Below are 22,998 nucleotides of genomic sequence, written 5' to 3'. Positions count from 1 at the left end.
CCCGCCTTGTGCGCGGCGGCGCCGGCGGGCGTGCCCGTCCCTGCGACCACCAAGTCGAATTGCCATAACTGCATCACAGTGTCTCCAGAATGCGCCGCGTTTTGATAACGCTGTCGTTGAAACGAGTATGTGTTTGGCACTACTATTCGTCCAATGCATTGTTTGTATCGGTCAAATGCATAATTTGCATACCAGAGGGATTCCATGGATTTCAAACGCTTGCGCTATGCCCTGGCCGTGGCCGACGAGGGCAACTTCGTGCGCGCCGCCGAGCGCGTCAGCATCAGCCAGCCCGCCCTGTCGCGCGCCGTGCAGACGCTGGAGGACGAGCTGGGTTTCCTGCTGTTTGACCGGGGCAACCGCAATGTGGCGGTGACCGTGGCCGGCGCCGCCTTTTTCAACCATGCGCGGCGCCTGCTGTTTGACGTGCGCAATATGGAACACGACCTCGATCTGTTGCGAAATGGAGACAGCGGCCGCGTCGCCTTCGGCATCGGCCCGCTGCACTCGGGCGCCCTGCTGCCGCGCATGCTGCGCCAGGTGCGCGCCGAGCAGCCCGGCATCATCATGTCGGTCTCCATCAACAACTCGAATTACCTGCTGGACCACCTGCGCGCCGAGGATATGGAGTTCTTCATGTCCGACGTGCGCCTGATCGAGGCGGCAGAGGACTTGATCATCACGCACGAGTGCCGCCAGTACGGCGGTATCTATTGCCGCCCGGGCCACCCGCTGCTGGCGCGGCCCGATATCGCGCCGCCCGAGCTGCTGCCCTACGGCATGGCCGCGCCCACCATTCCGGAAGTGCTGATGGTGCAGATGAACAAGCTGTTCCGCCTGCCGCCCGGGCGCGACCTGCCGATTGTGCTCAGTTGCGACAGCGTGCATACGCTGGTGGACGTGGTCGCCGAATGCGACCTGCTGCTGATTTCCAGCCACGCCGCGCTGGCCGAGGCGGCCGAACTGGGGCGCCTGGTGCAGGTGCCGGTGGCCCTGCCGCCGCTGTGGGCCGACATCGCCACCATCCGCCTGCGCGGCCGCACCCTGTCGCCCGGCGCCCAGCGCGTGCTGCAGACGGCGCGCGCCGTGCTGTCGCAACTGGCCGGCACCGAAATGCCGCGCCCGTAAGCCGGCCGCCAACCGTCCCGCGCGCCAGGTCCCCGCCGCCGCGCTCAGTCCGCGCTGGCGGCGGCGCGCAAGGCCGCCATGTCGCGCACTTCGATCTGGCCGTAGCGCAGCGTGATGGCGCCGGCCCGCGCCAGCGCGCGCAATTCCTTGTTCAAGGTGGTGCGCCCCAGGCCCAGCATCATGGCGATGTGGTCCTGCGAGGCGGTGATGGTGCTGCGCGCAGTGGGCGCGAGGGTCAGGTCGCCGCGCGCCATCATCAGCAGGCGCCGCGCCAGGCGCGCGCGCGTGCCGTGCAAGGCCATGTCCGCAACCAGGCCAAGCGCCGAACGCAGGCGCTGCGCCTCCAGCTGCGCGATCGCATTGGCGAACACCACATCCTGCATCAGCGCCGCAAAACGCTCGGCGCTGACCACCAGCAGCTCCGTCTCCTCCTGCGCCGTTGCCGTGGCGGTGCGGCCCGAGCCCTCCAGCAGCCCGGTCTCGCCAAACCAGTTGCCCGGTTCGGCGATGGCCAGGATCGCCTCGTTGCCGTTTTCATGCATCACCGACAGGCGCAGGGAGCCGCGCAGCACGCCCCAGAAGCCGTCATCGGCGCTGCCGGTAAAGGTGCCCTGCACATACAGCGGTTCGCCCGCCGCCAGCCGCACCGGCCGGGTGTGCGCCAGCAGGGCCTGCGCCTGCGCCGGCGGCAGGCGCGCAAACCACGGGTTGTTATGGAACACTTGCATGCGAAAAATCCTGAATTGCACGGAATTGAACAATCTTGCCGGGCCGCGCGTTGCATCATGGCTGCAAAGGAGACCCGACAAATGGACAAGACCATGATGTATGCGCTGCTGGCCATGGTGATCGCCGGCCTGGCCACGGCGGAAATTGCCAGCCGCCGCTACCGCGACACGGTGCGCGCCAGCGCCAATGATACAACGCTGGAATTGCTGATGACCGTCAGCCTGCTGGTGGTAACGCAGCCGGCGCTGATCCTCGTCACCGACGCCCTGGGCCAATGGCTGGCGCCCGGCATGCGCGGCGCCTGGGCCGGATTGCCCTGGTGGGCCTGGGCCGCCCTGCTGCTGGTGGGCGACGACATGACCCAATACTGGTGGCACCGTATCTCGCATTCGCCGCTGCTGTGGCCCTTGCACCGCGCCCACCACTCGGCCTCCTACATGAGCATACGCATCACCTACCGCAACAACTTCTTTTACTACCTGATGATGCCCGGCCTGTGGTTCAGCGGCTTCATGGTCTACCTGGGCTGCGGCTGGATGTACTTCGCCTATGTCACCGTGAAGCAGACCGTGATCCTCGGCGCGCACTGCGCCTGGGCCTGGGACGCACCGCTGTACCGCATCCGTGCGCTGCGCCCGCTGATGTGGCTTGTCGAGCGCACCATCTCCACGCCCGCCACGCACCGCGCCCACCATGCCCTGACCAATGCCGACGGCATCGGCCACTACAAGGGCAATTTCGGCAACCTGCTGTTCTTCTGGGACATCCTGTTCGGCACCGCCCACATCACGCGCCGCTACCCGGCCGAAGTCGGGCTGCGCGACGACCAGCTGTTCGGCGCCGAACGCTGGGACAAGCAGATGTTCTACCCGCTGCTGCAATCGCAGCGCGAATACAGCGCCCTGAAATTCGGCGGCAGGATCTACAGCGATGAATAAGGCCAGGATTGTGGTGACGGGCGGCTTCGGCGCCCTGGGCCGCGCCATCGGCGACGCCTTGCTGGCGGCCGGCGCCCAGCCGGTCCTGGTCGACCAGGCTCCCGCGCCAGGCGGGCTGCCGCACGGCGCGCTGGCCTGCGGCGGCGTCGACCTGAACGACCCGCTGGCGGCGCGCCGCTGCCTGGAGCAGGTAGCGCATAGCCTGGGCGGCCTGGATGGCATGGTCAATGTGGCGGGCGGCTTTGCATGGGAGAGCATCGCCGAAGGCGACATCGCGACCTGGGACCGCATGTATGCGATGAACGTGCGCACCACCCTGCTGGCCACGCAGGCCGCCCTGCCGCACCTGCGGCGCGCAGGACGTGCCAGCATCGTCAACGTGGGCGCCATGGCCGCCGGGCGCGCCCAGGCCGGCATGGGCGCCTATGCCGCCGCCAAATCGGGCGTGGCGCGCCTGACCGAGGCGCTGGCGGAGGAACTGCAGGGCCAGGGCATCCGCGTCAACGCCATCCTGCCGGGCATCATCGACACCGCAGCCAACCGCAAGGCCATGCCCGGCGCCGATACCAGCCGCTGGGTCGCCCCGGCGGCATTGGCCCAGGTGGCGCTGTTCCTGCTGTCGGACAACGCGTGCGCGGTCAGCGGTGCGCTGCTGCCGGTTACCGCCGCCTGATGGACGCTATTGCTTTTTCGGCGGGCGCAGTTCGATCTCGAACAGCTTGGGCCAGCGCTTGCCGGTCACGAACAGGCGGCGCGTTTTGGCATCGTAGGCGATGCCGTTCAGGACGTTGTCGATGTCCTTGCCCGCCTTGGCGGTGGCCGCCAGGCCGGACAGGTCGATCCAGCCCAGCACGCGGCCGCTGAACGGGTCGATGCGGGCGATGCGGTCGGACTGCCAGATATTGGCGTAGATCTGCCCTTCCACCCATTCCAGCTCATTGATCTTGGGCAGCGGCATGCCGTCGGCCGTGACCCGGATGCGGCGCTGCTCGCTGAAGGTCTTCGGGTCCAGCACGCGGATGTCCGGCGTGCCGTCGCTCATGTACAGGCGCTCGCCGTCGCTGGTCAGGCCCCAGCCTTCGCCCAGGTAGTTGAAGGTGCCCTTGATCGCCAGGCTGCCCTGGTCCATCACATAGCCGGCCTGGTTCATCCAGGTGATGCCGACGATGCTGTCGCCATGCGGCGCAATGCCCTCGCCGAACACTTTCTCCGGCAGCTCGCGCTTGAGCAGCACCTTGCCGGTCGCCAGCTCCACCTTGCGCACCGACGAGGCGCCGTACTGGCCGGTGCTCTCCCACAGGAAGCCGTCCTTGAAGAACAGGCCCTGGGTAAAGGCTTGCGGGTCGTGCGGATAGGTGGCCTTGATGGCGTAGCCCTGCACCGGCACGGCGGCCGCCGCGCATTGTGCGGCGACCGCCAGCGCCGCTACGCCGAGCGCCGCCGCCTTACGCATCCCACAGGTCTCCGGTGGCGCTGCTGCGCGGCGGGTTGACGCCGAAATGCTGGTAAGCCTGCGCCGTGGCGACGCGCCCGCGCGGGGTGCGCTGCAGGTAGCCCTGCTGGATCAGGTAGGGCTCCAGCACGTCCTCGATGGTGTCGGCCGCCTCGCCGATGGCGGCCGCCAGGTTGCCGATGCCGACCGGGCCGCCGCCGAACTTGTACAGCACCGCTTCCAGCAGCTTGCGGTCCATCACGTCGAAGCCGGCGTGGTCCACGTCCAGCATGCGCAGCGCCGCATCGGCCAGCTCGCGCGTGATGTCGCCGTTGCCCTTCACTTCCGCGTAGTCGCGCACGCGGCGCAGCAGGCGGTTGGCGATACGCGGCGTGCCGCGCGCGCGGCGCGCGATTTCCAGCGCGCCGCCGTCGTCGATATTGGCCTTCAGCAGGGCCGCGCTGCGGGTCACGATGCGCGCCAGTTCTTCGGTGGTGTAGAACTCCAGCCGCGCCACGATGCCGAAACGGTCGCGCAGCGGGTTGGTCAGCATGCCGGCGCGCGTGGTGGCGCCGACCAGGGTGAACGGCTGCAGGTCCAGCTTCACGCTGCGCGCCGCCGGGCCCTCGCCGATCATGATGTCGATCTGGTAGTCCTCCAGCGCCGGGTACAGGATTTCCTCGACCACCGGCGACAGGCGGTGGATCTCGTCGATGAACAGGACGTCGTTCGCCTCCAGGTTGGTCAGGATCGCCGCCAGGTCGCCCGGCCGCTCCAGCACCGGGCCGGAAGTCTGGCGCAGGTTGACGCCCATTTCGCGCGCGATGATGTTGGCCAGCGTGGTCTTGCCCAGGCCCGGCGGGCCAAACAGCAAAGTGTGGTCGAGCGCCTCGCTCCGCTTGCGGGCGGCGGAAATGAAGATTTCCAGCTGGTCGCGGATCTTGGCCTGGCCGACGTATTCATCCAGGTGCTTGGGGCGCAAGGCGCGCTCGATCGCCTCCTCATTGGGCGAAGACGGTGCCGCATCGATGATGCGTTGTTCGGTGAAATTGTCGGTCTGGATGCTCATCCCAGCATTGTACGCAGTCGCATCCAGGCCTGCTAGAATAAATGTTAACTTAATAGCAATTCGAGGACTGCCATGCGCTACCTGCCCCACCTGCTGCTGCTCGCCGCCGCCGCCGGCCTGGCCGGCCACCACGCGCGCGCCGCCCCCACCGTGGTGCTGCAGGCCGGCCTGGGCGACGGCCAGTCCGCCTGGCACCCGATCCTGCCCGGGCTGGCCGCGCGCGGCCCGGTGTTCGCCTTCGACCGTCCCGGCTATGGCGGCCAGGCCGCCGTCGACGGCCCGCGCGACCCATGCACCATCGCGCGCGAACAGCACGCGCTGCTGGAGCGGCAAGGCATTGCCCCGCCCTACCTGCTGGTCGGCCACTCGCTGGGCGGCCTGTACCAGTACGTGTTCGCCCGCCTCTACCCGAACGAAGTGGCGGGCATGGTGCTGCTCGACCCGACCCACCCGCGCCACCTGGCAACCTTGCAGCAGGAAGCGCCGGCCATGGCCGCCCTGGCCAAGACCGTCCACACGCTCACGCCCAACGGCACCATGCGCCGCGAGTTCCGCGACCAGGCCGTCTGCCTGGAAACGCTCGACGCCAGCCAGCCCATTGCGGCGCCGGTGCGCCTGCTCACCAGCGGCAAGGGCACCGTGCTGCCGCACCTGCGCAGCGACTGGCAGCGCCTGACCGGCGCGCCCAAGGTGGAAACGTTCGAACAGTCCGGCCACTACCTGCAGCGCGACGTGCCCGATGAGGTGGTGCGCGCCATCGACAGCCTGCGCTAGCGGACGCTGTGTAGGACAGCAGCCCACGTCCACACGGCGCGCGCGCTGCTTGGCGGCGCTGCCACGACAGCCATACTGGCGCCATGCACCCTTATGGAGGCCACCATGCGCGCACTAACCTACCACTCGGCCCATGATGTCCAGGTCGACACCATGCCCGACCCCATCCTGCAGGCAGCGGACGACGTCATCCTGCGCATTACCGCCACCGCCATCTGCGGCTCCGACCTGCACCTCTACCGTGGCAAGGTGCCGGCCATGAAGGAAGGCGACATCCTCGGCCACGAATTCATGGGCATTGTGGAAGACGCCGGCCCCGGCGTCACCGCACTGTCGCGCGGCGACCGCGTGGTGGTGCCTTTCGTCATCGCCTGCGGCAGCTGCTTCTTCTGCGAACGCCAACTGTTCTCGGCCTGCGAAACCACCAACCCCGACCGCGGCGCCATCATGAACAAGAAAAGCTTGCGGCCGGGCGCCGCCATGTTCGGTTATACCCACCTGTACGGCGGCATGCCGGGTGGCCAGGCCGAGTATGTGCGGGTGCCCAAGGCCAACGTCGGCCCGATCCGCATTCCGGACGCGCTGGACGATGAGCAGGTGCTGTTCCTGAGCGATATCCTGCCCACCGGCTACCAGGCCGTGCTCAACGCCGGCGTCGGTCCCGGCGACAGCCTGGCCATCTATGGCGCCGGCCCGGTCGGCCTGATGGCCGCCGCCTGCGCCCGCATGCTGGGCGTGGAGACGATCTTCATGGTGGACCACAACGGCTACCGGCTCGACTTCGCGCGCCAGGCCTACGGCGCCATCCCGGTCAATTTCGACCATGTCGATGCGGCCGAATACATCATCGACAACACGGCCGCGCGCGGCGTGGATGGCGTGATCGACGCCATCGGCTTCGAAGCCAAGGGCAGCGCGCTGGAAACCGCGCTCACCGCCATCAAGCTGGAAGGCAGCAGCGGCGCCGCGCTGCGCCAGTGCATTGCGGCCGTGCGGCGCGGCGGCACGGTCAGCGTGCCCGGCGTGTATGCCGGCTTCATCCACGGTTTCCTGTTCGGCGACGCCTTCGACAAAGGCATCACCTTCAAGATGGGCCAGACCCATGTGCAGCGCTTCATGCCGGAACTGCTGGAGATGATCGGCCAGGGCAAGCTGCGGCCCGAAGCCATCATCACCCACCGCCTGCCGCTCGAGCAGGCGGCCGAAGGCTACCGCATCTTCGACCGCAAGGAAGAGGAATGCCGCAAGGTCATCCTGCGGCCAGGCTAAGGCTTAGCCTTCCTTGAACACGATGTCGATCGCCAGGCCTGCCGCCAGCAGCAGGCCGGCCTGGCCTTTGACGCCTTCGGCGATCGCGATCATGTAATTGTCGGCCGACGTGAACAGCTCCTTGCCGAAGCCCGCCCACTTCTTGCTGACGGTGCCGATCTCCCGGCCGTTGGCGTCGATGAACTTGAAGTTCCAGCCCTTCCACTCACCCTTCACTTCCGCCACCAGCTGGTCGCGCGTGTCGTACACGTAGAAGCCGCCGCCCAGGCTGAACAGCTTGGACTTGAAATAGCCAATGGCCTGGCCGGAACGGTCCAGGATGTCGATGCGCGAACGCAGCAAGGTGAAACCGCGCTTGATGGTGAGGACTGCGGGGCCGTCGACCTGCTCGGCGATCGCCACCGTGGTCGGCAGGATGCGCTTGTCGATCACCAGGCGCAGCGCATGCAGCAGGAAGCCCAGGCGTTCCTGCGCCACGCCGATCTGGGCCTGGGTTTCAGGGTCGATAATGTCGTAGGTGCCGGAGAGTTTGAGGACGCCAACGTGTTCTTTGACCAGGTAATTCGATTTGTCCAGCAAGATGAATCCTAATGAAAATTAAGCGGAGCGCAGCACGTGCGCCGAGGCAGCGAACTGCTCGTTGCCGGCCAGCTTGCCGCTGATGGTTTCTACAATGGTGAAGCCGGCGGAGAGGTAGAGGGCCAGGGCCGCCGTGTTCCCGGTCAGCACATCGAGCGCCAGCGGCTTGCCGGCAGCGCGCAGCACGGCCTCGACCAGCGCGCGGCCGATGCCCTGGCGGAAGCGGGCGGGATCGACGTAGAGCCAGGTCACCTCGTCCTCGGTATAGCCGGCGAAGCCGGCCACCGCGCCGTCGATTTCCGCCACCAGCAGCGTGGCCTCGAACAAGCCCTCCGCTTCGCCGGTTTCTTCCAGCGGCAGGAAAGCATCGGCCAGCCCGCTGGCTTCCAGTTCGAATTTGCGGGCGGCGTCGTGGACTCGGCAGATGTCCTGCCAGTCCTGTGCTTGGTAGGGTCGAATGTGCATAGCGAGCAGCATTCTACCCGCCCGACCCCCGCCCAATTCTCACGAATAGTTACGCTTCCGGAATCGGCCGCGTCACCAGGAAGAGATAGGACATGGCGCCGACAAAGGCAATGCCCGCCCCGGTCAGCAAGGCCGGCGCGAACGACCAGCCCTGCGCGATATAGCCGGTGAGGATGGGCGCCAGCGCACCGCCCAGGAAGCCGCCGAAATTCTGGATTGCGCCCAGCGAGGCGATGCGGCTGCGCGGCGCCGCCACCGTCGCGAGCGACCAGGCGCAGGCCGACGATGCGTTGGCCAGGAAAATCACGACCGAGATGCAGGCCACCGCAGCGACATTGCTCTCCACCAGCGCGGCCGGGATGGTGAACGCCACCATGCCCAGCGTGGCAATCACCACCGCGTTGCGGCGGCCGGAAATCGGCGACGCCGCATGGCGCGTGATGCGGTCGGAAGCCCAGCCCGCGATCAGCGCGCCGGCAAAACCGCACAGGAAAGGCACCGCGGCCGCCAGGCCGGCCATGGCCAGGTCCATCTTGCGTTCCGTGCGCAGGTAGCCCGGCAGCCAGGTCAGGTACACCCAGTTCAGGTACACGGAGCCGAAGAAGCCCAGCATCATGCCCCAGGTGACGCGGTAGCGGAACAGCGCGCACCAGGCCGCGAAGCTGGTCTTCGGCGCCGCCGCGCCGCCCTCGCCCTCCTCCAGGTAGGCGCGCTCCTCCGGCGTCATCTGCGCCTTCACCGGATCGCGGTACAGGCCCACCCACATCACGGCCGCCAGCAGCCCCATGGCGCCGGTGACAAAGAAAGCCCAGTGCCAGCTGGTGGCCGCGATCAGCGGCGGCAGCAGCAGCGGCGCCAGCGCCACGCCCAGCGGCGAAGCGGAGTTATAGATGCCGGTCGGCGTGCCGCGCGAACGCAGCGGGAACCAGTTGCTCACCACGCGCGCCGCCGACGGGAACTGCGGCGCCTCGCCGATCCCCAGCACGATGCGCGCCACCACGAAATAGCCGAACGTCGCCGCGAAACCGCCCGCCGCCTGCGCCACCGACCAGATCACCAGCCCGGCGCCCAGCAGCCAGCGCGGCCCGATCTTGTCCACCAGCGCGCCCACCGGCAGCTGGCACAGCGCGTAGCTCCAGGAGAAAGCCGACAGCAGCACGCCCATCTCGCCCAGCGACAAGCCCAGGTCGGCGCGGATATATTCATTGGCGACGGCCAGCGTGGCGCGGTCCAGGTAGTTGATGACGCCGCAAATCACCAGCATGACCAGCGCCAGGCTTTGGCGGCAGAGGATGCTCGGTGGCGTAGCGAGGGAGTGCGGGGACAGCGCCTGCGGGGCAACGGACATTCGACGTTCCTGAAATTTAATGTGGCGCCATTATAGGGCCCTGGCCGTAGCGCGCCCGCGTCTGCGCGATGGAGTTGGCCACCAGTTGTTCCAGCACCACGCGGTCCAGGTCGTCCAGGCGCTTGAAGTACAGGCAGGACTTGGTCATCCTGTGTTTGCCGATGCGCGCCAGCAAAGCCGCCTGCGCCTCGTCCTCGCAGAACAGGTAGACCACCAGCTCGCGGCCACGGATGGCGAAGCCCGCCAGCGGCGCCTCGCCGCTGCGCCCACTCTCGTAGGTATAGCGGTACACCCCAAAACCCACGATGCTCGGCCCCCACATCTGCGCCGGCTCGCCGGTCAGCTTGCCCAGCAGCGCGATCAGCTCCTGGCAGTCGGGCTGCTGCTGCTCGTTCGCGCGGGATGCAATGTACTCCGCAACGCTGGCTTCAGTGGCCTTCGTTTTGTTTCCGCTCATTTCCCACCCTCCCTTTAGCAGTTCGATGAAGCCGCAATGCCTCGTCCTTTTCAGCGATAGGCCAAAAGAAAACGCCAGGCTTGATGGGCTCAAATTGCTTCCCCTTCAGCAGGAGCAGGCGCTCCAGCCTGTCACCCTTGTGCGCTTCCTGGATCTGGCCAAGGCTAAAGTGCATCAACGAATCCAAAGGCACCATCAACTGCTTCGGCACCGGCGTGGCATTGGAGACCAGGACTTTGTCGACCGAAACCTTCAGGCGTATCGTATTGGTCAACCCCGGCCCAGTCATCGCCTTCGGGTCGATGACCTGCTTTCCGTCCGCATCCACCATATCGACGCCAATTACCCTGGCGACAAGGATATGGTCAGCACCCAGCGCCATTTCTTCCAGCGTTGCCGTCAGCGGCAAGGTGGCCATGGCGGGCACCGCGAACAGGAACACAAGCAGCATTAACAGTCGTTTCATAACCTTGTCTCCGATGGCGTTACCAAGCCATAGCGATATGTGACTTCATCGGCACTGACCTGGAACCTGCAAAAAAGCGCACGTGCGCGCGCCGACCTGACGGACGTTGGATTCGACGTAAGGTGGATTACGCCAGCGCGTCCGCGTTTGATTCCCCCAGCCATCGCCACGACCGCATCATACGGGAGGTCAAAGAACACATACGGCGACGTCGGGTCGGCGTAGTGTCCGGCAAACCTGGGATCGGCGTCACCGACCAGGAGAAGCCGGTCGTAGCGCTTGTTGCCAAGCTCGCCGAACAATTTTGTCCACGCCCACCTGCGAAGCGCCCGATCGTCAACCACGCGCAGGAGTGAAGAGTACTTCACCTCGATGAGAAGCTCCGCTCCCCGCAGTTCGAGATCATGTCCGGAACCGCTCCGCGAGAAGCGCGCAGAAGCCAGCGTCGCCACCAGCGACTCACCCCTCAAGCCGCGTGCAATCGTCGGATGCCCGCGCAGGAATTCCACCTCCCTGCGAAGGCGTCTGTTTTCTTCTTCCAGCGCTTGAATGCGCGACTCAGGAGATGATGACCATTCAATCATGCAGGCATCGTAGCACTGCACATTTCCCGGCCTGGACGCGTCTTAGCACCCGCTCCCGGCCTGAGAGTGCGGATTTCAGCGTCAGCGCGGATTCCGTAACCGACACGATCCGGTCATCGTCTTCCCGCTTTTCCGCCGGAAGCTCAGGCGAGCTATGGAGATAGGTCCAGTGAATATCATCCGTGTACTTCGACCACACGCCGGTAGCTGAAAAGATGACTGTGCCCTGCATGGATACCGTGGTATCGAACGACAGGTCGCGCTTCAACTCCAGCATTGACGAAATCGTTCTCCCGTCTGGAAGGCTGTCCTCGGAAACCCAGGCACCAACCAGCTCGTCTTCGTCGCGTGTTATCTCCCCTGGACCAGCATCCGGCCGCGCCACCGCCGCAGACTGCAGCATGCGCACCGTCTCGTCGAAGACCAGCGCCACTGCACCCGACGCCACCGGCGTCGCGGTTGCGACGAACGACGCCTTCCCGTCGGCGATAAAGTGGATGACCAGGGTCACTTCCGGCGTGTCGCCTTTGGCCGGTTTGGAATATTCCACAACCGTTCCACGAAGGCCGCCCCTTGCTTTGTAGCTTGACTGGCGGCCGACAAGCAGTTCCGACCAGGCCTGCCGCAAATCGCGCTCGAACCCGGCCAGGTAAGGCTCTGCATCCAGGTAGCCGGCAGGCAGCCGGCTGACACTGACAAAGTACTGGAGCTGGTCGCCATGCCACCTTGCGATGACCTGTTCCTGCTCGTCATACGCCGGAATCGTCTGGAAAGTCAGGTCCAGGTCCGAAGGAGGCTTGAGCGATAAGCCGCCAGGAAGTTCCAGCGTGCTGGCGCGAATGCCCAGGCGACGGGATAAAGCAGCTGCGATGCGGGAGAAGATTTTGAACATGCGAAGTGCGGCGTCGGGCAGTTACTCGGGAAGCCAGTACATATACAGCGCCGTTTCATGCGCCACGTGCGGCTGCGTGCGATATACAAAACGGTCCAGGCCTCCCACTTTGAAGCCGTTGCGCAGGTAAAGTTTGCAGGCAGGGACATTATTGGTTTGCGTCTCCAGCCGAATGCCCTTGAGCCCTTTGCTGGCGGCCCACTCCTTGGCAAAATCGATCAGCGCCGTCGCGACGCCGTGTTTGCGGTGGCTGCGGGCGACGACGATATGCTCAATCGAGGCAAGGCCATTCCAGCTTGCGGCGAGTTCGATCTTGCCGACGAGGGCGCCGTCCAGGCAGGCGCCGAAGGCTTCGGTATCGTCGTCGATGGATTCGTCGGCATCGTAGGACTTGGAGAACGGTTCGACGCTGCGCACCTCGAGCTGGAATTCCCCATCGACCAGCGATACGTCCATGACCTCGCAGGATGTGAAGTTGTTCTCCGTGCTATTCAATGCGGCAGCATCCGAACCGCAAATCCTTGCAATCTTCATGTATGCATCCACCAGTTTTACCGCTGTCGGTGATTGTCCACCGTCCTTTCATCTCCGTCCGACGTTGCAGCAGTGTCTCACGCAGCCAACTGCAGACGAAACCGCCTGGCTGGATCAGCCCTTCGACAGCGCTTTCAGTGCCTGCTTGATGCCATCGGAAACGGTGGAGCCGGCGGGGACGGACTTCAGCGCCAGCGTGGCCTCCTTGTCGGAGTAGCCCAGCGCCAGCAAGGCGTTCAGGATGTCGGCCTGCGAATCGTGGACCGGGTGCGCGCCGCCGGCGCCAATGTCGGCGCCCAGCTTGCCCTTCAGTTCCAGCAGCAGGCGCTCGGCGGTCTTCTTGCCGATGCCGGGGATCTTCACCAAGCGCCCGGCCTCCTGCAGGGTGACCGCCTGCGCCAGGTCGGCGATGGAGAGGCCGGACAGGATCGACAGCGCGGTCCGGGCGCCGATGCCGCTGATCTTGATCAGCTGGCGGAACACGGCGCGTTCTTCGGCATTGCCGAAGCCAAACAGCAGGTGCGCGTCTTCGCGGATGGTCAGGTGGGTGAACAGGCTGACCTTCTCGCCGACGCCGGGCAGGTTGTAGAAGGTGGACATGGGCACGTCCACTTCATAGCCGACGCCCTGCACGTCTACCAGCAGTTGCGGGGGATTCTTTTCGAGCAGGATGCCGGTAAGACGACCGATCATATTCTTCCTTTGGATGCGGTTAGCCGACCAGGCGGCCGCGCTTCATACGCAGGCCGGACAAGGCGGGATGGACGGTATTGACGACAGACAGCGTAGCCTGGCTGTGGGCGTGGCAGATGGCGATGCCGAGGGCATCGGCGGCGTCGGTGCCGGGCAGGCCGGGCAGCGCCAGCAGGCGCGCGACCATGTCCTGCACCTGGGCCTTGGTGGCGCGGCCGGTGCCGACCACGGCTTGCTTCAGTTGCGTCGGGGAGTATTCGGCGACCTTGAGCTGGTGCGTGACCAGGGCGCAAATCGCCGCGCCGCGGGCCTGGCCCAGCAGCAGTGTCGATTGCGGATTGACGTTGACGAAGACTTTTTCGATTGCAGCGCAATCGGGCCTATAGGTGGCAGCGATTTGCGCCACCCCGTCGAGGATGACTTTAAGACGCTCAGGCAACTCGCCCTCGCCGCTCTTGATGGTGCCGGAGGCGATGTAGCGCAGCTTGGTGCCCACCTTCTGGATAACGCCAAACCCAGTGGTGCGCAGGCCGGGGTCGATGCCGAGAATAATCATTCCCGGATTGTACATGTCCACTTCGGGGTCAGGAACAGAAGTGGACATTTTTTGCCTACAACCAAAAATTGTCCACTTTTCTTCCTGACCCCACAGTGGACAAAAGTTGCTTGGCGTTTAGTGCTTAGTGGCGGAAGTGGCGGGTGCCGGTGTACAGCATCACTACGCCGCGCTCGTCGGCGGCGTCGATCACTTCCTGGTCGCGCATGGAGCCGCCCGGCTGGATCACGCAGGTGGCGCCGGCGTCAACTACCACGTCCAGGCCGTCGCGGAACGGGAAGAAGGCGTCGGAGGCGACCACGGAACCTGCCAGCGACAGGCCGGCATTCTGCGCCTTGATCGAGGCGATGCGCGCGGAGTCGATACGGGACATCTGGCCTGCGCCCACGCCCAGCGTCATGTTGCCGCCGCAGAAGACGATGGCGTTCGACTTCACGTACTTGGCCACGCGCCAGGCGAACATCAGGTCGGCCAGCTGCTGCTGGGTTGGCTGCAGCTTGGTCACCACGCGCAGCTCGGATTGCAGCACGTTCTTGGAGTCGGCCGACTGCACCAGCAGGCCGCCCCCCACGCGCTTGAAGTCCATCGGGTTCACGCCGTCGCCCAGCGGGATCTCCAGCAGGCGCACGTTCTGCTTGGCCGACATGATCTGGCGCGCTTCGGCGGTGAACGATGGGGCGATCAGCACTTCCACGAACAACTTGGCCAGTTCGGTGGCAGCCGCGCCGTCCACTTCCACGTTGAAGGCGATGATGCCGCCGAAGGCGGAGGTCGGGTCGGTCTTCAGTGCGCGCTGGTAGGCTTCCAGTGCGGTGGCGCCCAGGGCGACGCCGCATGGGTTGGCGTGCTTGATGATCACGCAGGCGGTGGAGCCCATGGACTTCACGCATTCCCACGCTGCGTCAGCGTCGGCGATATTGTTGAAGGACAGTTCCTTGCCCTGCAGCTGGCGGTAGTTGGCCAGCGCGCCGGCGACAGGCGCCAGGTCGCGGTAGAAGGCGGCCGACTGGTGCGGGTTTTCGCCGTAGCGCATGTCCTGCACTTTTTCGAAGGCCACGTTCAGGGTTGCCGGGTAGGCGGAGCGGGTTTCGTGCTTGCGGTCCGGGCCCAGGCTTGAGAAGTAGTTGGTGATGGCGCCGTCGTACTGCGCGGTGTGGGCGTACACCTTCTTGGCCAGGTTGAAGCGGGTTTCGTAGGACACGTAGCCAGGGGCGTTGTCGGTGCCCTTCATTTCCGCCAGCACCACGCCGTAGTCGGTCGGGTCGCAGATCACCACCACGTCCTTGTGGTTCTTGGCGGCGGAGCGCAGCATGGCCGGGCCGCCGATGTCGATGTTCTCAATCGCGTCTTCCAGCGAGCATTCGGCCTTGGCCACGGTCGCCTGGAACGGGTACAGATTCACCACCACCATGTCGATGGTCGGGATGCTGTGCTCTTCCAGCTTGGCGACGTGCTCCGGGAAGTCGCGGCGCGCCAGGATGCCGCCGTGGACTTTCGGGTGCAGGGTCTTGACGCGGCCATCCAGCATTTCCGGGAAGCCGGTGTAGTCGGCCACTTCGGTGACCGGCACGCCGTTATCGGCCAGCAGTTTCGCTGTGCCGCCGGTGGACAGGATGTTAACGCCCATGGCCGACAGGGCCTTGGCGAAATCCAGCACGCCGGTCTTGTCGGATACGGAGATGAGAGCTTGTTTGATCATAGCTATGGGGGGAAGGTTGTGTTGAAATCTGTACAAAACCCACCGGCCCCACGGCCCGTCGCGGCCAATAGGGACCGGGACGCGGAATCAGCCTTAGAGCAGGCCGTGTTCCTGTAATTTCTTGCGCAAAGTATTGCGATTAATACCCAGCATCTGGGCGGCGTGCGACTGGTTGCCGTCGGCACGGCCCATCACCACTTCCAGGATAGGACGCTCAACGGTCATCACTACCATGTCGTACACGTTCGATGCTTGCTGCTCGCCCAGGTCGTTGAAGTAGTCTTCCAGGCTTTTCTGGACGACTTCCTGAATGCTTTCTTTGCTCATTTTAATTATCGATCTTGCTAAATTTTGTGCCAGGCCGGCGCGCTTTACGCAGCCAGCGGTTCTTCGGCGAGGCGGTATTGTAACCGGTCGCCGTACTTCCATTGGGATTCGAAGAAGCTGTCGACTGCGCGCAGTTGTTCTGCGGTCGACTCGAGGCGGTTCATCTCCTGCCGGAATTCCTCCCCGCCCGGGAGGTCGCGCACATACCAGCCAATGTGTTTGCGCGCGGTGCGCACGCCCAGGAATTCGCCGTAGAAGGCGTAGTGGGCCTGCAGGTGTTCATCCATCAGCTTGCGCACTTCGGCCACCAGCGGCGGCGGCAGGTGCTCGCCGGTGCGCAGGAAATGGTCGATTTCGCGGAAGATCCATGGACGCCCCTGGGCTGCGCGGCCGATCATCACGGCGTCGGCGCCGGTCTTGTCGAGCACGAAACGCGCCTTCTCAGGGGTGGTGATGTCGCCGTTGGCGACCACCGGGATGCTCACTGCCGCTTTGACGGCGGCAATGGTGTCGTATTCGGCGTCGCCGGTATAACCGTCGGCGCGGGTGCGGCCGTGCAGCGTCAGCATCTGGATGCCGGCTTGTTCGGCGATGCGGGCGATGCGCAGGGCGTTCTTGTTTTCGCGGTTCCAGCCGGTGCGGAACTTCAGGGTGACGGGCACGTTCACGGCCGGCACCACCGCCTCCAGGATGCGCTGCACCAGGTCTTCGTGCTGCAACAGGGCGGAGCCGCACCAGTTGTTGCACACCTTTTTCACCGGGCAGCCCATATTGATATCGATGATCTGGGCGCCGCGGTCGACGTTGAATTTGGCGCAATCGGCCAGTTCTTCCGGCACCGCGCCGGCGATCTGCACGGCTTTCGGCTCCATCTCGCCGGTGTGGTCGGTGCGGCGCGAGGACTTCTCGCTGGCCCACAGGCGCGGGTTGGAAGCGGCCATCTCGGACACGGCGTAGCCCGCGCCCAGTTCCTTGCACAACTGGCGGAACGGGCGGTCCGTCACACCTGCCATGGGCGCGACAAAGACGTTGTTGCGGAGCTCGTGGGGTCCGATTTTCACTTATTAAATCCGTAACGCTGCTTGGGAAAGGGGGCTATTTTAACCGATCTGCTGCCCAAAATATAAGCACTATTTTTTGCAGTGCCTGCGTGCTTGATTTATATAAGGTTTTCGTCGGGTGCCACGCTGTCGGTAACGCCAGTCCATGTGCTAAGGTAACCGCCGTTGCCAGCTTTGCATTTAAAAAAGATACCCCCTGCTTTACTCCATGAAACTGAAAACCCTGTCCTACGCCCTGCTGCTGGCCGTCGCCACTGCGGGCACCGTTACGGCCCACGCCGGCGAGACCGCCACCAGCAACAACGCCAGCGCCGAACTAGCAAGTTACGCCCGGGATTTGCAGGCCATTCTCGACGCCGAATATCTGTTCGAGTTTCTCACCAACCCCCGCCCCGTTGCCCCCGACGATTTTGAACAGCAGTTCGAGGCGGCGTTCCGGGCCCAGGCAACCCGCGAGGAATTTGCCAAACGGCTCATCCCAGTCCTCGCCCGGGAAATCCCACCGCTCCTGGCCGCGCAGTTGGAGCGCCAGATGAACAATGCCATCTACCGCAAGCGCAGGCTGAACAACTTGGCCAAGGCCAATGGCGCCGCGAGCACCGATTACTTCACAGACCAGGAAATGCGGCTGCTGCGCGGAATCGACGACCATCCGGCAATCAAACAATATGTCGCGTTACAGCCAAAGCTAAGAGCCGCAATCATGGAGGCGATCGGGCGCTGGTCCGTTGACTTCGCCGGCCACCTGAATGGCATGGCTGCCGACGCCATGCAGCAAGTGGAGAAGGATCTCATTGCGGCGCGCGAAGCGAACGACGGCCGTACGATCACGCTCCGGTCCATTGGGTTTGCACCGTGGGACCACATTATCCAGGCTTACGGCCAGTTCGCCATAAAATACACGGGCATCTTCCAGCGGCAGGACGCGGAACTGAAACGGCTTAACTATGCGCAGTTCCTGCGCCCTTCATACCTGGCGGACAAGCAACATCTGGACCAGGCGCCAAGCATTATCGACAAGACCGAATCAGTCCTGGAGTCCACGGTCATGCAGTTGAATACAGCAGTGAAGGAGCGCGAGGAGACGGTCGCACAAAGTTCGCTGGTGAAGATCCCGCAGTTCAAGAAAAAGTACGAAGACGCCATTGCTGGCTTGTACGCTTTTGTCGGCGACTATAGCGAAGCCGGACGCATGCAGTTGACGCAGCACCGCCAGTTCGTCTCATTCATGCAGGCCCATCGAGAAAACATGACCGTGCAGGACGGTCTGGTCGAGTTCCGCGACAAAGAGACCCACGCGCAAGCACTAGCTATCGTTGGCCGGCTCGAAGCTGCGCAACAGCGCATGGACGCGCTGATCGCGAACCGGGAGAGCCTGGATAACGAAGCCCTGAACAAGCTGCGCGCCCTGTCCAAACCGAAGGGGTGAGCGCTCAGCCTGGGCGATCAATCACAGCATTTCGTCGAGGGCGCCATCCAGGTGGATGGCTTCGCCCCAGCTTTCCATCGCCAGCACGCCCGCATCCATGCGGAAGCGGTTGACCGTGGCGTTGCGGATGGCGAAGTCGCGCGGGCCATCCAGGGTCAAGCCGTTGGCGGCGCGGTAGGCGCATTCCAGCACGCCGCCATGGGCCACGATCATGATGTTCTGCTGCGGGTATTTCTCCGCCCAGCGCGCGATGCCGTCCTGGCAGCGCTGGTAGAACTGGCGGAAGCTTTCGGCCACGCGTTCGCCGGCCGGCATCACGGCATCCACGTCGCGCGCCTGCCATTCGGCGAACTCAATCGGGTAGCGTTCGGCGATCTCTGTATACAACAGGCCTTCGAAGGCGCCGTAGCCGCGCTCGCGCAGGCCGGCATCGGTGTGCAGCGGGACTTGCGGGTGCAGGGCAGCCACCGCCTGGGCGGTCTGGACGGCGCGTCCCAGGTCGCTGGAGATGATGGCGTCCAGCGGTTCCTTCGCCAGCGCGCGCGCCAGGGCCTGGGCCTGGCGTTCGCCGGTGGGGCTGAGGGGGATGTCGGTGTGGCCTTGCAGGCGGCGCACGGCGTTCCACGCGGTTTCGCCGTGGCGGATCAGCAGGATTTTTGTCATTCAAACAGCGAGTAGGTGCCGATCACCTGCGCCTCGTCGAGGATGTGGCCGTGGATGGCTTGCAGCACGTCCTGGCAGGTGAAGCGGCCTTCCAGCCCCAGGCGCGGGATATCCAGCGCGTACAGGCGGAAAACGTAGTTGTGGGTACGCTCGTCGTTCCATGGCGGGCATGGGCCGTCGTAGCCGTAATAGTCGCCGGCCATGTCCGGGTCGCCTGCAAACCAGCCGGTGTAGTCGTTGATGCCGTGGCGCAGGGGCGCGGCCAGGGTGGCGGGCTTGCCTTTGGGCGTGACTTCGTGCGAGAACTCGCCGGCGGCGATGCTGCTGCGGCTGGGCGGGATGTCGATCAGCGACCAGTGGAAGAAGTCGGCGCGCGGCATGGAGGCCGGCAGCGTGGCGCCTTCCTTGTTGACGTTGCTGCCGTCGGTGGGGGCGTCGCCGTCGATGCAGAGCAGGACCAGGGATTCGGTGCCGCTGGGGACGTCGGACCAGGCCAGGTGCGGGTTCTTGTTGGCCGACAGGCGCACCCTGGTGGCCGCGTCGCGTACCGCGAAGGCGAACTCGCCGGGGATGGCGGCGCCGTCTTTGAAGGAATCGCTCCAGATTTTCATCGTATTCTCCCCACCGCGAAACCGTGAACCCAGGTTTTCAAGCCTTAGGATTCACCTGCAACCAAAACGTCACCGGCCCATCATTGGTCAGCGACACCTTCATATCCGCCCCGAACACGCCCGTGCCAACGACCGGGTGCTTCGTACGCGCCTGGGCCACAAAGTAATCGAACAGGCGCTTGCCATCCGCCGGCGCTGCCGCCGGGCTGAACGACGGGCGCGTGCCCGAGTTAGTATCGGCAGCCAGGGTGAACTGCGGCACCAGCAGCAAGCCGCCCGCAACATCCGTCACGGACTTGTTCATTTTGCCAGCATCGTCGGAAAACACGCGATACGAAAGGAGTTTGGCCAGCAGCTGGTCCGCCTCCTTCTCCGTATCGCCCTTCTCCGCGCACACCAGCACCATCAGTCCGGCGTCGATGGCGCCGGTGGTCTCGCCCTCGACCACCACCTTGGCCGAGGTCACGCGCTGCAGCAGCCCGATCATGCCGACAGGGTCACTTTGGCAAACTTGCGCTTGCCGACTTGCAGCACAAAGGTTCCGGCTTCAACTTTCAATGCCTTATCGGAAATAACGGTGCCGTCGATGCGCACACCGCCCTGGTCGATCATGCGCAGCGCCTCGGAGGTGGAGGCGCACAGGTTGGCCTGCTTCAGCAGCTGGCCGATGCCGACCGGCGCGCCCGCCAGCGCCACTTCCGGCACATCGTCCGGAATGCCGCCCTTGGAACGGTTGACGAAGTCCGCCAGCGCATCTTCCGCCGCCTGGCGCGAATGGAAGCGCTCGACGATCTCCTGCGCCAGCGCCACCTTGGCGTCGCGCGGGTTGGCGCCGCCCTCGATTGCCTTCTTCAGGCCGGCGATGTGCTCGATCGACTGCCACGACAGCAGGTCGTAGTAGCGCCACATCATCACGTCCGAAATCGACATTACCTTGGCGAACATGGTGTTGGCCGGTTCGGTGATGCCAATATAGTTGTTCTTCGACTTGGACATCTTTTCCACGCCGTCCAGGCCTTCCAGCAGCGGCATGGTCAGGATGCACTGCTGCTCCTGGCCGTAATCCTTTTGCAACTCGCGGCCCACCAGCAGGTTGAACTTCTGGTCGGTACCGCCCAGTTCCAGGTCCGCCTTCAGCGCCACCGAATCGTAGCCCTGCATCAGCGGGTACAGGAACTCATGTACGGAAATTGGCGTGCCGTTCTTGAAACGCTTGGAAAAGTCATCACGTTCCATCATGCGGGCCACGGTGTAGCGCGAGGACAGCTGGATCATGCCGCGCGCGCCCAGCGGGTCGCACCACTCGGAGTTGTAGCGGATTTCGGTTTTGGCCGCATCGAGTACCAGCGATGCTTGCTTGAAGTAAGTCTGCGCGTTGAGCTCGATCTGCTCGCGGGTCAGCGGCGGACGGGTCACATTGCGGCCGGACGGGTCGCCGATCATGGAGGTGAAATCGCCGATCAGGAAAATCACCTGGTGGCCCAGGTTCTGCAGCTGGCGCATCTTGTTCAGCACCACGGTGTGGCCCAGGTGCAGGTCCGGCGCCGTTGGGTCCAGGCCCAGCTTGATACGCAGCGGCACACCGGTCTTTTCCGAGCGCGCCAGTTTTTGAGCGAATTCGCTTTCGATAATGAGCTCGTCGACACCGCGTTTGGTGATGGCGAGGGCTTCCTGCACGCCGTCGCTCAGCGGCAGGATCTTGTTGTCTGTATTCATATTTCGCGAGATTCTCTCAAATTGTTGGCACGGCTCAGGACTTTGCTATAATGCCCGATCCCATCAATCTTGCCCGATGAAATCGAATTAAATCAACAACTTAGAACAAAATACCAAGAATCCTAAAAGTTCAAGCGGCAAATTTTAACTGATTGCATGAACCCTATAAACAAGTTCACAAGCTCACGCTTGTACAATCTGCTAGGTTCGACGCGAAAAGCCCGGATCATCAGCGCATCGGCACTCTTCCTCGCCGTATGCGCTTTTGGTGCAGCTGGCGTGGCCCCGCTCGCCCCCGATGCGAGCGACCTGCCCGTAACGACCATTGCCCAGGATATCCAGCTACCCGACCTGTCCTCGCAGATCACCGCCCTGCAGCAGCAAGAAGCCACCCAGAAATACGTTCACGAAGAAAAGATCCGCGCCGGCGACACCCTCGCCACGCTGCTGAACCGTTTGGGCGTGGAAGACGACGCTGCTGAAGAATTCATCAAGAAAGACAAGACCGCGCGCGCCATCATGCAGCTGCGCAGCGGCAAACGCGTGCAGGCGCAGACCGACGAAAACGGCAACCTGCTGTGGCTGAAGGCCACCGTTGTGGACGGCAAAGACAATCCCGTCAAGAATATTATGGTCACCCGCGCCGGTGACACCTTCACGGCCGAAGAAGTGGCCGCGAAACTGGAGCGCCGCGTCGAGATGCGCGCCCGGGAAATCACCACCACCCTGTACGCCGCCACCGACTCCAGCTCGGACGGCAGCAGCCTGCCCGACTCCATCGTGGCGCAGATCATCGAGATGTTCTCGACCAACATCGACTTCCGCTCCGACCTGAAGCGCGGCGACCGCTTCAACGTGGTGTACGAAACCTTCTGGCAGGACGGCGAATTCGTGCGCGCCGGCCGCATCCTGGCGGGCGAATTCACCAACAAAGGCACCACCTACCAGAGCGTCTGGTTCGAAGACCCGCTGACCAAATCGGGCGGCGGCTACTACAGCTTCGACGGCAAATCGCTGAAGAAAGCCTTCCTCAAATCGCCGCTCGAGTTCTCGCGTATTTCCTCCGGCTTCGGCATGCGCACGCACCCGATTGCCGGCAAATGGAAGCAGCACAAAGGCACCGACTTCGCCGCCCCCACCGGCACCCCGATCCGCGCCGCCGGTGACGGTGTGATCGACTTCGCCGGCGTGCAAGGCGGCTACGGCAATGTCGTAGTGATCAAGCACTGGGCCAACTATTCCACCGCCTATGCGCACATGAGCCGCTTTGGCAATGGCATCCGCAAGGGCACCAAGGTCAGCCAGGGCGATGTGATTGGCTACGTCGGCTCCACCGGCTGGTCCACCGGCGCCCACCTGCACTACGAGTTCCGTGTCGGCGGTGAAGCCAAAGACCCGAACAAGCTCAACATCCAGGCGCAAGCCCCGCTGACGGCCGCCGAAATGGCCCGCTTCAAGACCCACGCCGGCGAAATGATCCACCGCTTCGCCCTGCTGCGCCCGAACAGCAGCGTCAACAACCTCGCCGCCAAATAAAATCGGGGTCAGGTCTGACAAACGGACAAAAGGCGCACAAATG

The 22,998-nt window shown here is 64.3% G+C and carries 27 protein-coding genes; 7 read left to right on the top strand and 20 right to left on the bottom strand.

Annotation, left to right across the window (positions count from 1 at the left end; translation table 11 throughout):
- Positions 1-204: 204 nt before the first annotated feature.
- Positions 205-1,128, top strand: coding sequence for a LysR family transcriptional regulator (locus tag ACE3TQ_RS22065; protein ID WP_374585045.1), 924 nt, complete (start codon positions 205-207; stop codon positions 1,126-1,128).
- A 44-nt stretch (positions 1,129-1,172) separates the two neighbouring features.
- On the opposite strand, the gene ACE3TQ_RS22060 is transcribed toward ACE3TQ_RS22065, so the two are convergent.
- A complete protein-coding gene (locus ACE3TQ_RS22060; protein ID WP_374585043.1) occupies positions 1,173-1,856 on the bottom strand; it encodes a Crp/Fnr family transcriptional regulator in 684 nt (227 codons plus the stop codon).
- Positions 1,857-1,937: 81 nt separating this feature from the next.
- On the opposite strand from ACE3TQ_RS22060, the gene ACE3TQ_RS22055 reads away from it, so the two are divergent.
- Both ACE3TQ_RS22055 and ACE3TQ_RS22050 read left to right on the top strand, forming a co-directional pair.
- Positions 1,938-2,795 (top strand): sterol desaturase family protein, encoded by an 858-nt coding sequence (locus ACE3TQ_RS22055; protein WP_374585041.1) that lies wholly within the window; start codon positions 1,938-1,940, stop codon positions 2,793-2,795.
- Positions 2,788-3,468: an SDR family NAD(P)-dependent oxidoreductase gene (locus tag ACE3TQ_RS22050; RefSeq protein WP_374585039.1), complete on the top strand. Its 681-nt coding sequence runs from the start codon at positions 2,788-2,790 to the stop codon at positions 3,466-3,468. The genes ACE3TQ_RS22055 and ACE3TQ_RS22050 overlap by 8 nt, the downstream gene beginning before the upstream one ends.
- Before the next feature lie 6 nt (positions 3,469-3,474).
- On the opposite strand, the gene ACE3TQ_RS22045 is transcribed toward ACE3TQ_RS22050, so the two are convergent.
- Complete coding sequence (locus ACE3TQ_RS22045) at positions 3,475-4,248, bottom strand: glutaminyl-peptide cyclotransferase (RefSeq protein WP_374585037.1); 774 nt, start codon at positions 4,246-4,248, stop codon at positions 3,475-3,477.
- Positions 4,241-5,296 (bottom strand): Holliday junction branch migration DNA helicase RuvB, encoded by a 1,056-nt coding sequence (gene ruvB / locus ACE3TQ_RS22040; RefSeq protein WP_374585035.1) that lies wholly within the window; start codon positions 5,294-5,296, stop codon positions 4,241-4,243. Before ruvB ends, ACE3TQ_RS22045 begins: the two co-directional genes overlap by 8 nt.
- A gap of 72 nt (positions 5,297-5,368) precedes the next feature.
- Here ruvB and ACE3TQ_RS22035 point away from each other — a divergent pair, with 72 nt between their 5' ends.
- Positions 5,369-6,070, top strand: a complete 702-nt coding sequence (locus tag ACE3TQ_RS22035) for an alpha/beta fold hydrolase (protein ID WP_374585034.1) — start codon at positions 5,369-5,371, stop codon at positions 6,068-6,070.
- A gap of 105 nt (positions 6,071-6,175) precedes the next feature.
- Positions 6,176-7,339, top strand: a complete 1,164-nt coding sequence (locus ACE3TQ_RS22030) for a zinc-dependent alcohol dehydrogenase (protein WP_374585032.1) — start codon at positions 6,176-6,178, stop codon at positions 7,337-7,339.
- A 3-nt stretch (positions 7,340-7,342) separates the two neighbouring features.
- Here ACE3TQ_RS22030 and ACE3TQ_RS22025 read toward each other — a convergent pair whose 3' ends face one another.
- From ACE3TQ_RS22025 to dusB, 13 genes are all read right to left on the bottom strand, one after another.
- Positions 7,343-7,918 (bottom strand): phospholipid scramblase-related protein, encoded by a 576-nt coding sequence (locus tag ACE3TQ_RS22025; RefSeq protein ID WP_374585030.1) that lies wholly within the window; start codon positions 7,916-7,918, stop codon positions 7,343-7,345.
- Between the two features lie 18 nt (positions 7,919-7,936).
- The gene (locus tag ACE3TQ_RS22020) at positions 7,937-8,395 is read right to left on the bottom strand and encodes an N-acetyltransferase family protein (RefSeq protein ID WP_374585028.1); all 459 of its coding nucleotides are present in this window, start codon (positions 8,393-8,395) and stop codon (positions 7,937-7,939) included.
- Between the two features lie 37 nt (positions 8,396-8,432).
- Positions 8,433-9,731, bottom strand: coding sequence for an MFS transporter (locus ACE3TQ_RS22015; protein ID WP_374585026.1), 1,299 nt, complete (start codon positions 9,729-9,731; stop codon positions 8,433-8,435).
- Positions 9,732-9,747: 16 nt separating this feature from the next.
- Positions 9,748-10,188 carry a DUF1801 domain-containing protein gene (locus ACE3TQ_RS22010; protein ID WP_374585024.1) on the bottom strand — a complete coding sequence of 147 codons (441 nt, stop codon included), beginning with the start codon at positions 10,186-10,188 and terminating at the stop codon, positions 9,748-9,750.
- The gene (locus tag ACE3TQ_RS22005) at positions 10,160-10,654 is read right to left on the bottom strand and encodes a hypothetical protein (protein WP_374585022.1); all 495 of its coding nucleotides are present in this window, start codon (positions 10,652-10,654) and stop codon (positions 10,160-10,162) included. The genes ACE3TQ_RS22010 and ACE3TQ_RS22005 overlap by 29 nt, the downstream gene beginning before the upstream one ends.
- On the bottom strand, positions 10,651-11,238 hold the full coding sequence (locus ACE3TQ_RS22000; RefSeq protein WP_374585019.1) for a hypothetical protein: 588 nt from the start codon (positions 11,236-11,238) through the stop codon (positions 10,651-10,653). The genes ACE3TQ_RS22005 and ACE3TQ_RS22000 overlap by 4 nt, the downstream gene beginning before the upstream one ends.
- Positions 11,231-12,130, bottom strand: coding sequence for a hypothetical protein (locus ACE3TQ_RS21995; RefSeq protein WP_374585018.1), 900 nt, complete (start codon positions 12,128-12,130; stop codon positions 11,231-11,233). Before ACE3TQ_RS21995 ends, ACE3TQ_RS22000 begins: the two co-directional genes overlap by 8 nt.
- Before the next feature lie 21 nt (positions 12,131-12,151).
- Positions 12,152-12,664, bottom strand: coding sequence for a GNAT family N-acetyltransferase (locus tag ACE3TQ_RS21990; RefSeq protein WP_374585016.1), 513 nt, complete (start codon positions 12,662-12,664; stop codon positions 12,152-12,154).
- 114 nt (positions 12,665-12,778) lie between these two features.
- Positions 12,779-13,357 (bottom strand): Holliday junction branch migration protein RuvA, encoded by a 579-nt coding sequence (gene ruvA / locus ACE3TQ_RS21985; protein WP_374585014.1) that lies wholly within the window; start codon positions 13,355-13,357, stop codon positions 12,779-12,781.
- A 19-nt stretch (positions 13,358-13,376) separates the two neighbouring features.
- The gene (gene ruvC / locus ACE3TQ_RS21980; protein WP_374585012.1) at positions 13,377-13,913 is read right to left on the bottom strand and encodes a crossover junction endodeoxyribonuclease RuvC; all 537 of its coding nucleotides are present in this window, start codon (positions 13,911-13,913) and stop codon (positions 13,377-13,379) included.
- 124 nt (positions 13,914-14,037) lie between these two features.
- Entirely contained in the window at positions 14,038-15,612 is a 1,575-nt protein-coding gene (gene purH, locus ACE3TQ_RS21975; RefSeq protein WP_374585010.1) for a bifunctional phosphoribosylaminoimidazolecarboxamide formyltransferase/IMP cyclohydrolase, read from the bottom strand.
- 93 nt (positions 15,613-15,705) lie between these two features.
- Entirely contained in the window at positions 15,706-15,939 is a 234-nt protein-coding gene (locus tag ACE3TQ_RS21970) for a helix-turn-helix domain-containing protein (protein WP_028102293.1), read from the bottom strand.
- A gap of 44 nt (positions 15,940-15,983) precedes the next feature.
- Entirely contained in the window at positions 15,984-17,000 is a 1,017-nt protein-coding gene (gene dusB, locus ACE3TQ_RS21965) for a tRNA dihydrouridine synthase DusB (RefSeq protein ID WP_374585008.1), read from the bottom strand.
- Between the two features lie 208 nt (positions 17,001-17,208).
- Here dusB and ACE3TQ_RS21960 point away from each other — a divergent pair, with 208 nt between their 5' ends.
- Positions 17,209-18,429, top strand: a complete 1,221-nt coding sequence (locus ACE3TQ_RS21960; RefSeq protein ID WP_374585006.1) for a hypothetical protein — start codon at positions 17,209-17,211, stop codon at positions 18,427-18,429.
- A 21-nt stretch (positions 18,430-18,450) separates the two neighbouring features.
- On the opposite strand, the gene ACE3TQ_RS21955 is transcribed toward ACE3TQ_RS21960, so the two are convergent.
- Genes ACE3TQ_RS21955 through tyrS form a run of 4 tightly spaced genes read right to left on the bottom strand, consistent with a single transcriptional unit; the run spans position 18,451 to position 21,419 of the window.
- On the bottom strand, positions 18,451-19,092 hold the full coding sequence (locus ACE3TQ_RS21955) for a histidine phosphatase family protein (RefSeq protein ID WP_374585004.1): 642 nt from the start codon (positions 19,090-19,092) through the stop codon (positions 18,451-18,453).
- Positions 19,089-19,703 (bottom strand): YbhB/YbcL family Raf kinase inhibitor-like protein, encoded by a 615-nt coding sequence (locus tag ACE3TQ_RS21950; protein ID WP_374585003.1) that lies wholly within the window; start codon positions 19,701-19,703, stop codon positions 19,089-19,091. The genes ACE3TQ_RS21955 and ACE3TQ_RS21950 overlap by 4 nt, the downstream gene beginning before the upstream one ends.
- Before the next feature lie 37 nt (positions 19,704-19,740).
- On the bottom strand, positions 19,741-20,190 hold the full coding sequence (gene dtd / locus ACE3TQ_RS21945) for a D-aminoacyl-tRNA deacylase (protein WP_374585002.1): 450 nt from the start codon (positions 20,188-20,190) through the stop codon (positions 19,741-19,743).
- Positions 20,187-21,419 carry a tyrosine--tRNA ligase gene (gene tyrS, locus ACE3TQ_RS21940; RefSeq protein ID WP_374585001.1) on the bottom strand — a complete coding sequence of 411 codons (1,233 nt, stop codon included), beginning with the start codon at positions 21,417-21,419 and terminating at the stop codon, positions 20,187-20,189. The genes dtd and tyrS overlap by 4 nt, the downstream gene beginning before the upstream one ends.
- Before the next feature lie 156 nt (positions 21,420-21,575).
- On the opposite strand from tyrS, the gene ACE3TQ_RS21935 reads away from it, so the two are divergent.
- Entirely contained in the window at positions 21,576-22,955 is a 1,380-nt protein-coding gene (locus ACE3TQ_RS21935; protein WP_374585000.1) for a peptidoglycan DD-metalloendopeptidase family protein, read from the top strand.
- Positions 22,956-22,998: the final 43 nt, after the last annotated feature.

The organism is Pseudoduganella sp. (assembly GCF_041914865.1).
Lineage (GTDB): Bacteria > Pseudomonadota > Gammaproteobacteria > Burkholderiales > Burkholderiaceae_D > Rugamonas.
This window is presented reverse-complemented; position numbering and strand designations above follow the sequence as displayed.

Coding starts and splice junctions, on each gene's coding strand:
- ACE3TQ_RS22050 (WP_374585039.1), top strand. CDS start 2,788: ATGAATAAGGCCAGGATTGTGGTGACGGGCGGCTTCGGCGCCCTGGGC.
- ACE3TQ_RS21995 (WP_374585018.1), bottom strand. CDS start 12,130: ATGTTCAAAATCTTCTCCCGCATCGCAGCTGCTTTATCCCGTCGCCTG.
- ACE3TQ_RS21935 (WP_374585000.1), top strand. CDS start 21,576: ATGAACCCTATAAACAAGTTCACAAGCTCACGCTTGTACAATCTGCTA.
- ACE3TQ_RS22065 (WP_374585045.1), top strand. CDS start 205: ATGGATTTCAAACGCTTGCGCTATGCCCTGGCCGTGGCCGACGAGGGC.
- ACE3TQ_RS22035 (WP_374585034.1), top strand. CDS start 5,369: ATGCGCTACCTGCCCCACCTGCTGCTGCTCGCCGCCGCCGCCGGCCTG.
- ACE3TQ_RS21970 (WP_028102293.1), bottom strand. CDS start 15,939: ATGAGCAAAGAAAGCATTCAGGAAGTCGTCCAGAAAAGCCTGGAAGAC.
- ACE3TQ_RS22005 (WP_374585022.1), bottom strand. CDS start 10,654: ATGAAACGACTGTTAATGCTGCTTGTGTTCCTGTTCGCGGTGCCCGCC.
- ACE3TQ_RS21990 (WP_374585016.1), bottom strand. CDS start 12,664: ATGAAGATTGCAAGGATTTGCGGTTCGGATGCTGCCGCATTGAATAGC.
- dtd (WP_374585002.1), bottom strand. CDS start 20,190: ATGATCGGGCTGCTGCAGCGCGTGACCTCGGCCAAGGTGGTGGTCGAG.
- ACE3TQ_RS22030 (WP_374585032.1), top strand. CDS start 6,176: ATGCGCGCACTAACCTACCACTCGGCCCATGATGTCCAGGTCGACACC.
- ruvB (WP_374585035.1), bottom strand. CDS start 5,296: ATGAGCATCCAGACCGACAATTTCACCGAACAACGCATCATCGATGCG.
- ACE3TQ_RS22045 (WP_374585037.1), bottom strand. CDS start 4,248: ATGCGTAAGGCGGCGGCGCTCGGCGTAGCGGCGCTGGCGGTCGCCGCA.
- tyrS (WP_374585001.1), bottom strand. CDS start 21,419: ATGAATACAGACAACAAGATCCTGCCGCTGAGCGACGGCGTGCAGGAA.
- ACE3TQ_RS22010 (WP_374585024.1), bottom strand. CDS start 10,188: ATGAGCGGAAACAAAACGAAGGCCACTGAAGCCAGCGTTGCGGAGTAC.
- ACE3TQ_RS22000 (WP_374585019.1), bottom strand. CDS start 11,238: ATGATTGAATGGTCATCATCTCCTGAGTCGCGCATTCAAGCGCTGGAA.
- ACE3TQ_RS22055 (WP_374585041.1), top strand. CDS start 1,938: ATGGACAAGACCATGATGTATGCGCTGCTGGCCATGGTGATCGCCGGC.
- ruvC (WP_374585012.1), bottom strand. CDS start 13,913: ATGATTATTCTCGGCATCGACCCCGGCCTGCGCACCACTGGGTTTGGC.
- ACE3TQ_RS21950 (WP_374585003.1), bottom strand. CDS start 19,703: ATGAAAATCTGGAGCGATTCCTTCAAAGACGGCGCCGCCATCCCCGGC.
- ACE3TQ_RS22015 (WP_374585026.1), bottom strand. CDS start 9,731: ATGTCCGTTGCCCCGCAGGCGCTGTCCCCGCACTCCCTCGCTACGCCA.
- ACE3TQ_RS21960 (WP_374585006.1), top strand. CDS start 17,209: ATGAAACTGAAAACCCTGTCCTACGCCCTGCTGCTGGCCGTCGCCACT.
- ACE3TQ_RS22060 (WP_374585043.1), bottom strand. CDS start 1,856: ATGCAAGTGTTCCATAACAACCCGTGGTTTGCGCGCCTGCCGCCGGCG.
- purH (WP_374585010.1), bottom strand. CDS start 15,612: ATGATCAAACAAGCTCTCATCTCCGTATCCGACAAGACCGGCGTGCTG.
- ACE3TQ_RS21955 (WP_374585004.1), bottom strand. CDS start 19,092: ATGACAAAAATCCTGCTGATCCGCCACGGCGAAACCGCGTGGAACGCC.
- ruvA (WP_374585014.1), bottom strand. CDS start 13,357: ATGATCGGTCGTCTTACCGGCATCCTGCTCGAAAAGAATCCCCCGCAA.
- ACE3TQ_RS22020 (WP_374585028.1), bottom strand. CDS start 8,395: ATGCTGCTCGCTATGCACATTCGACCCTACCAAGCACAGGACTGGCAG.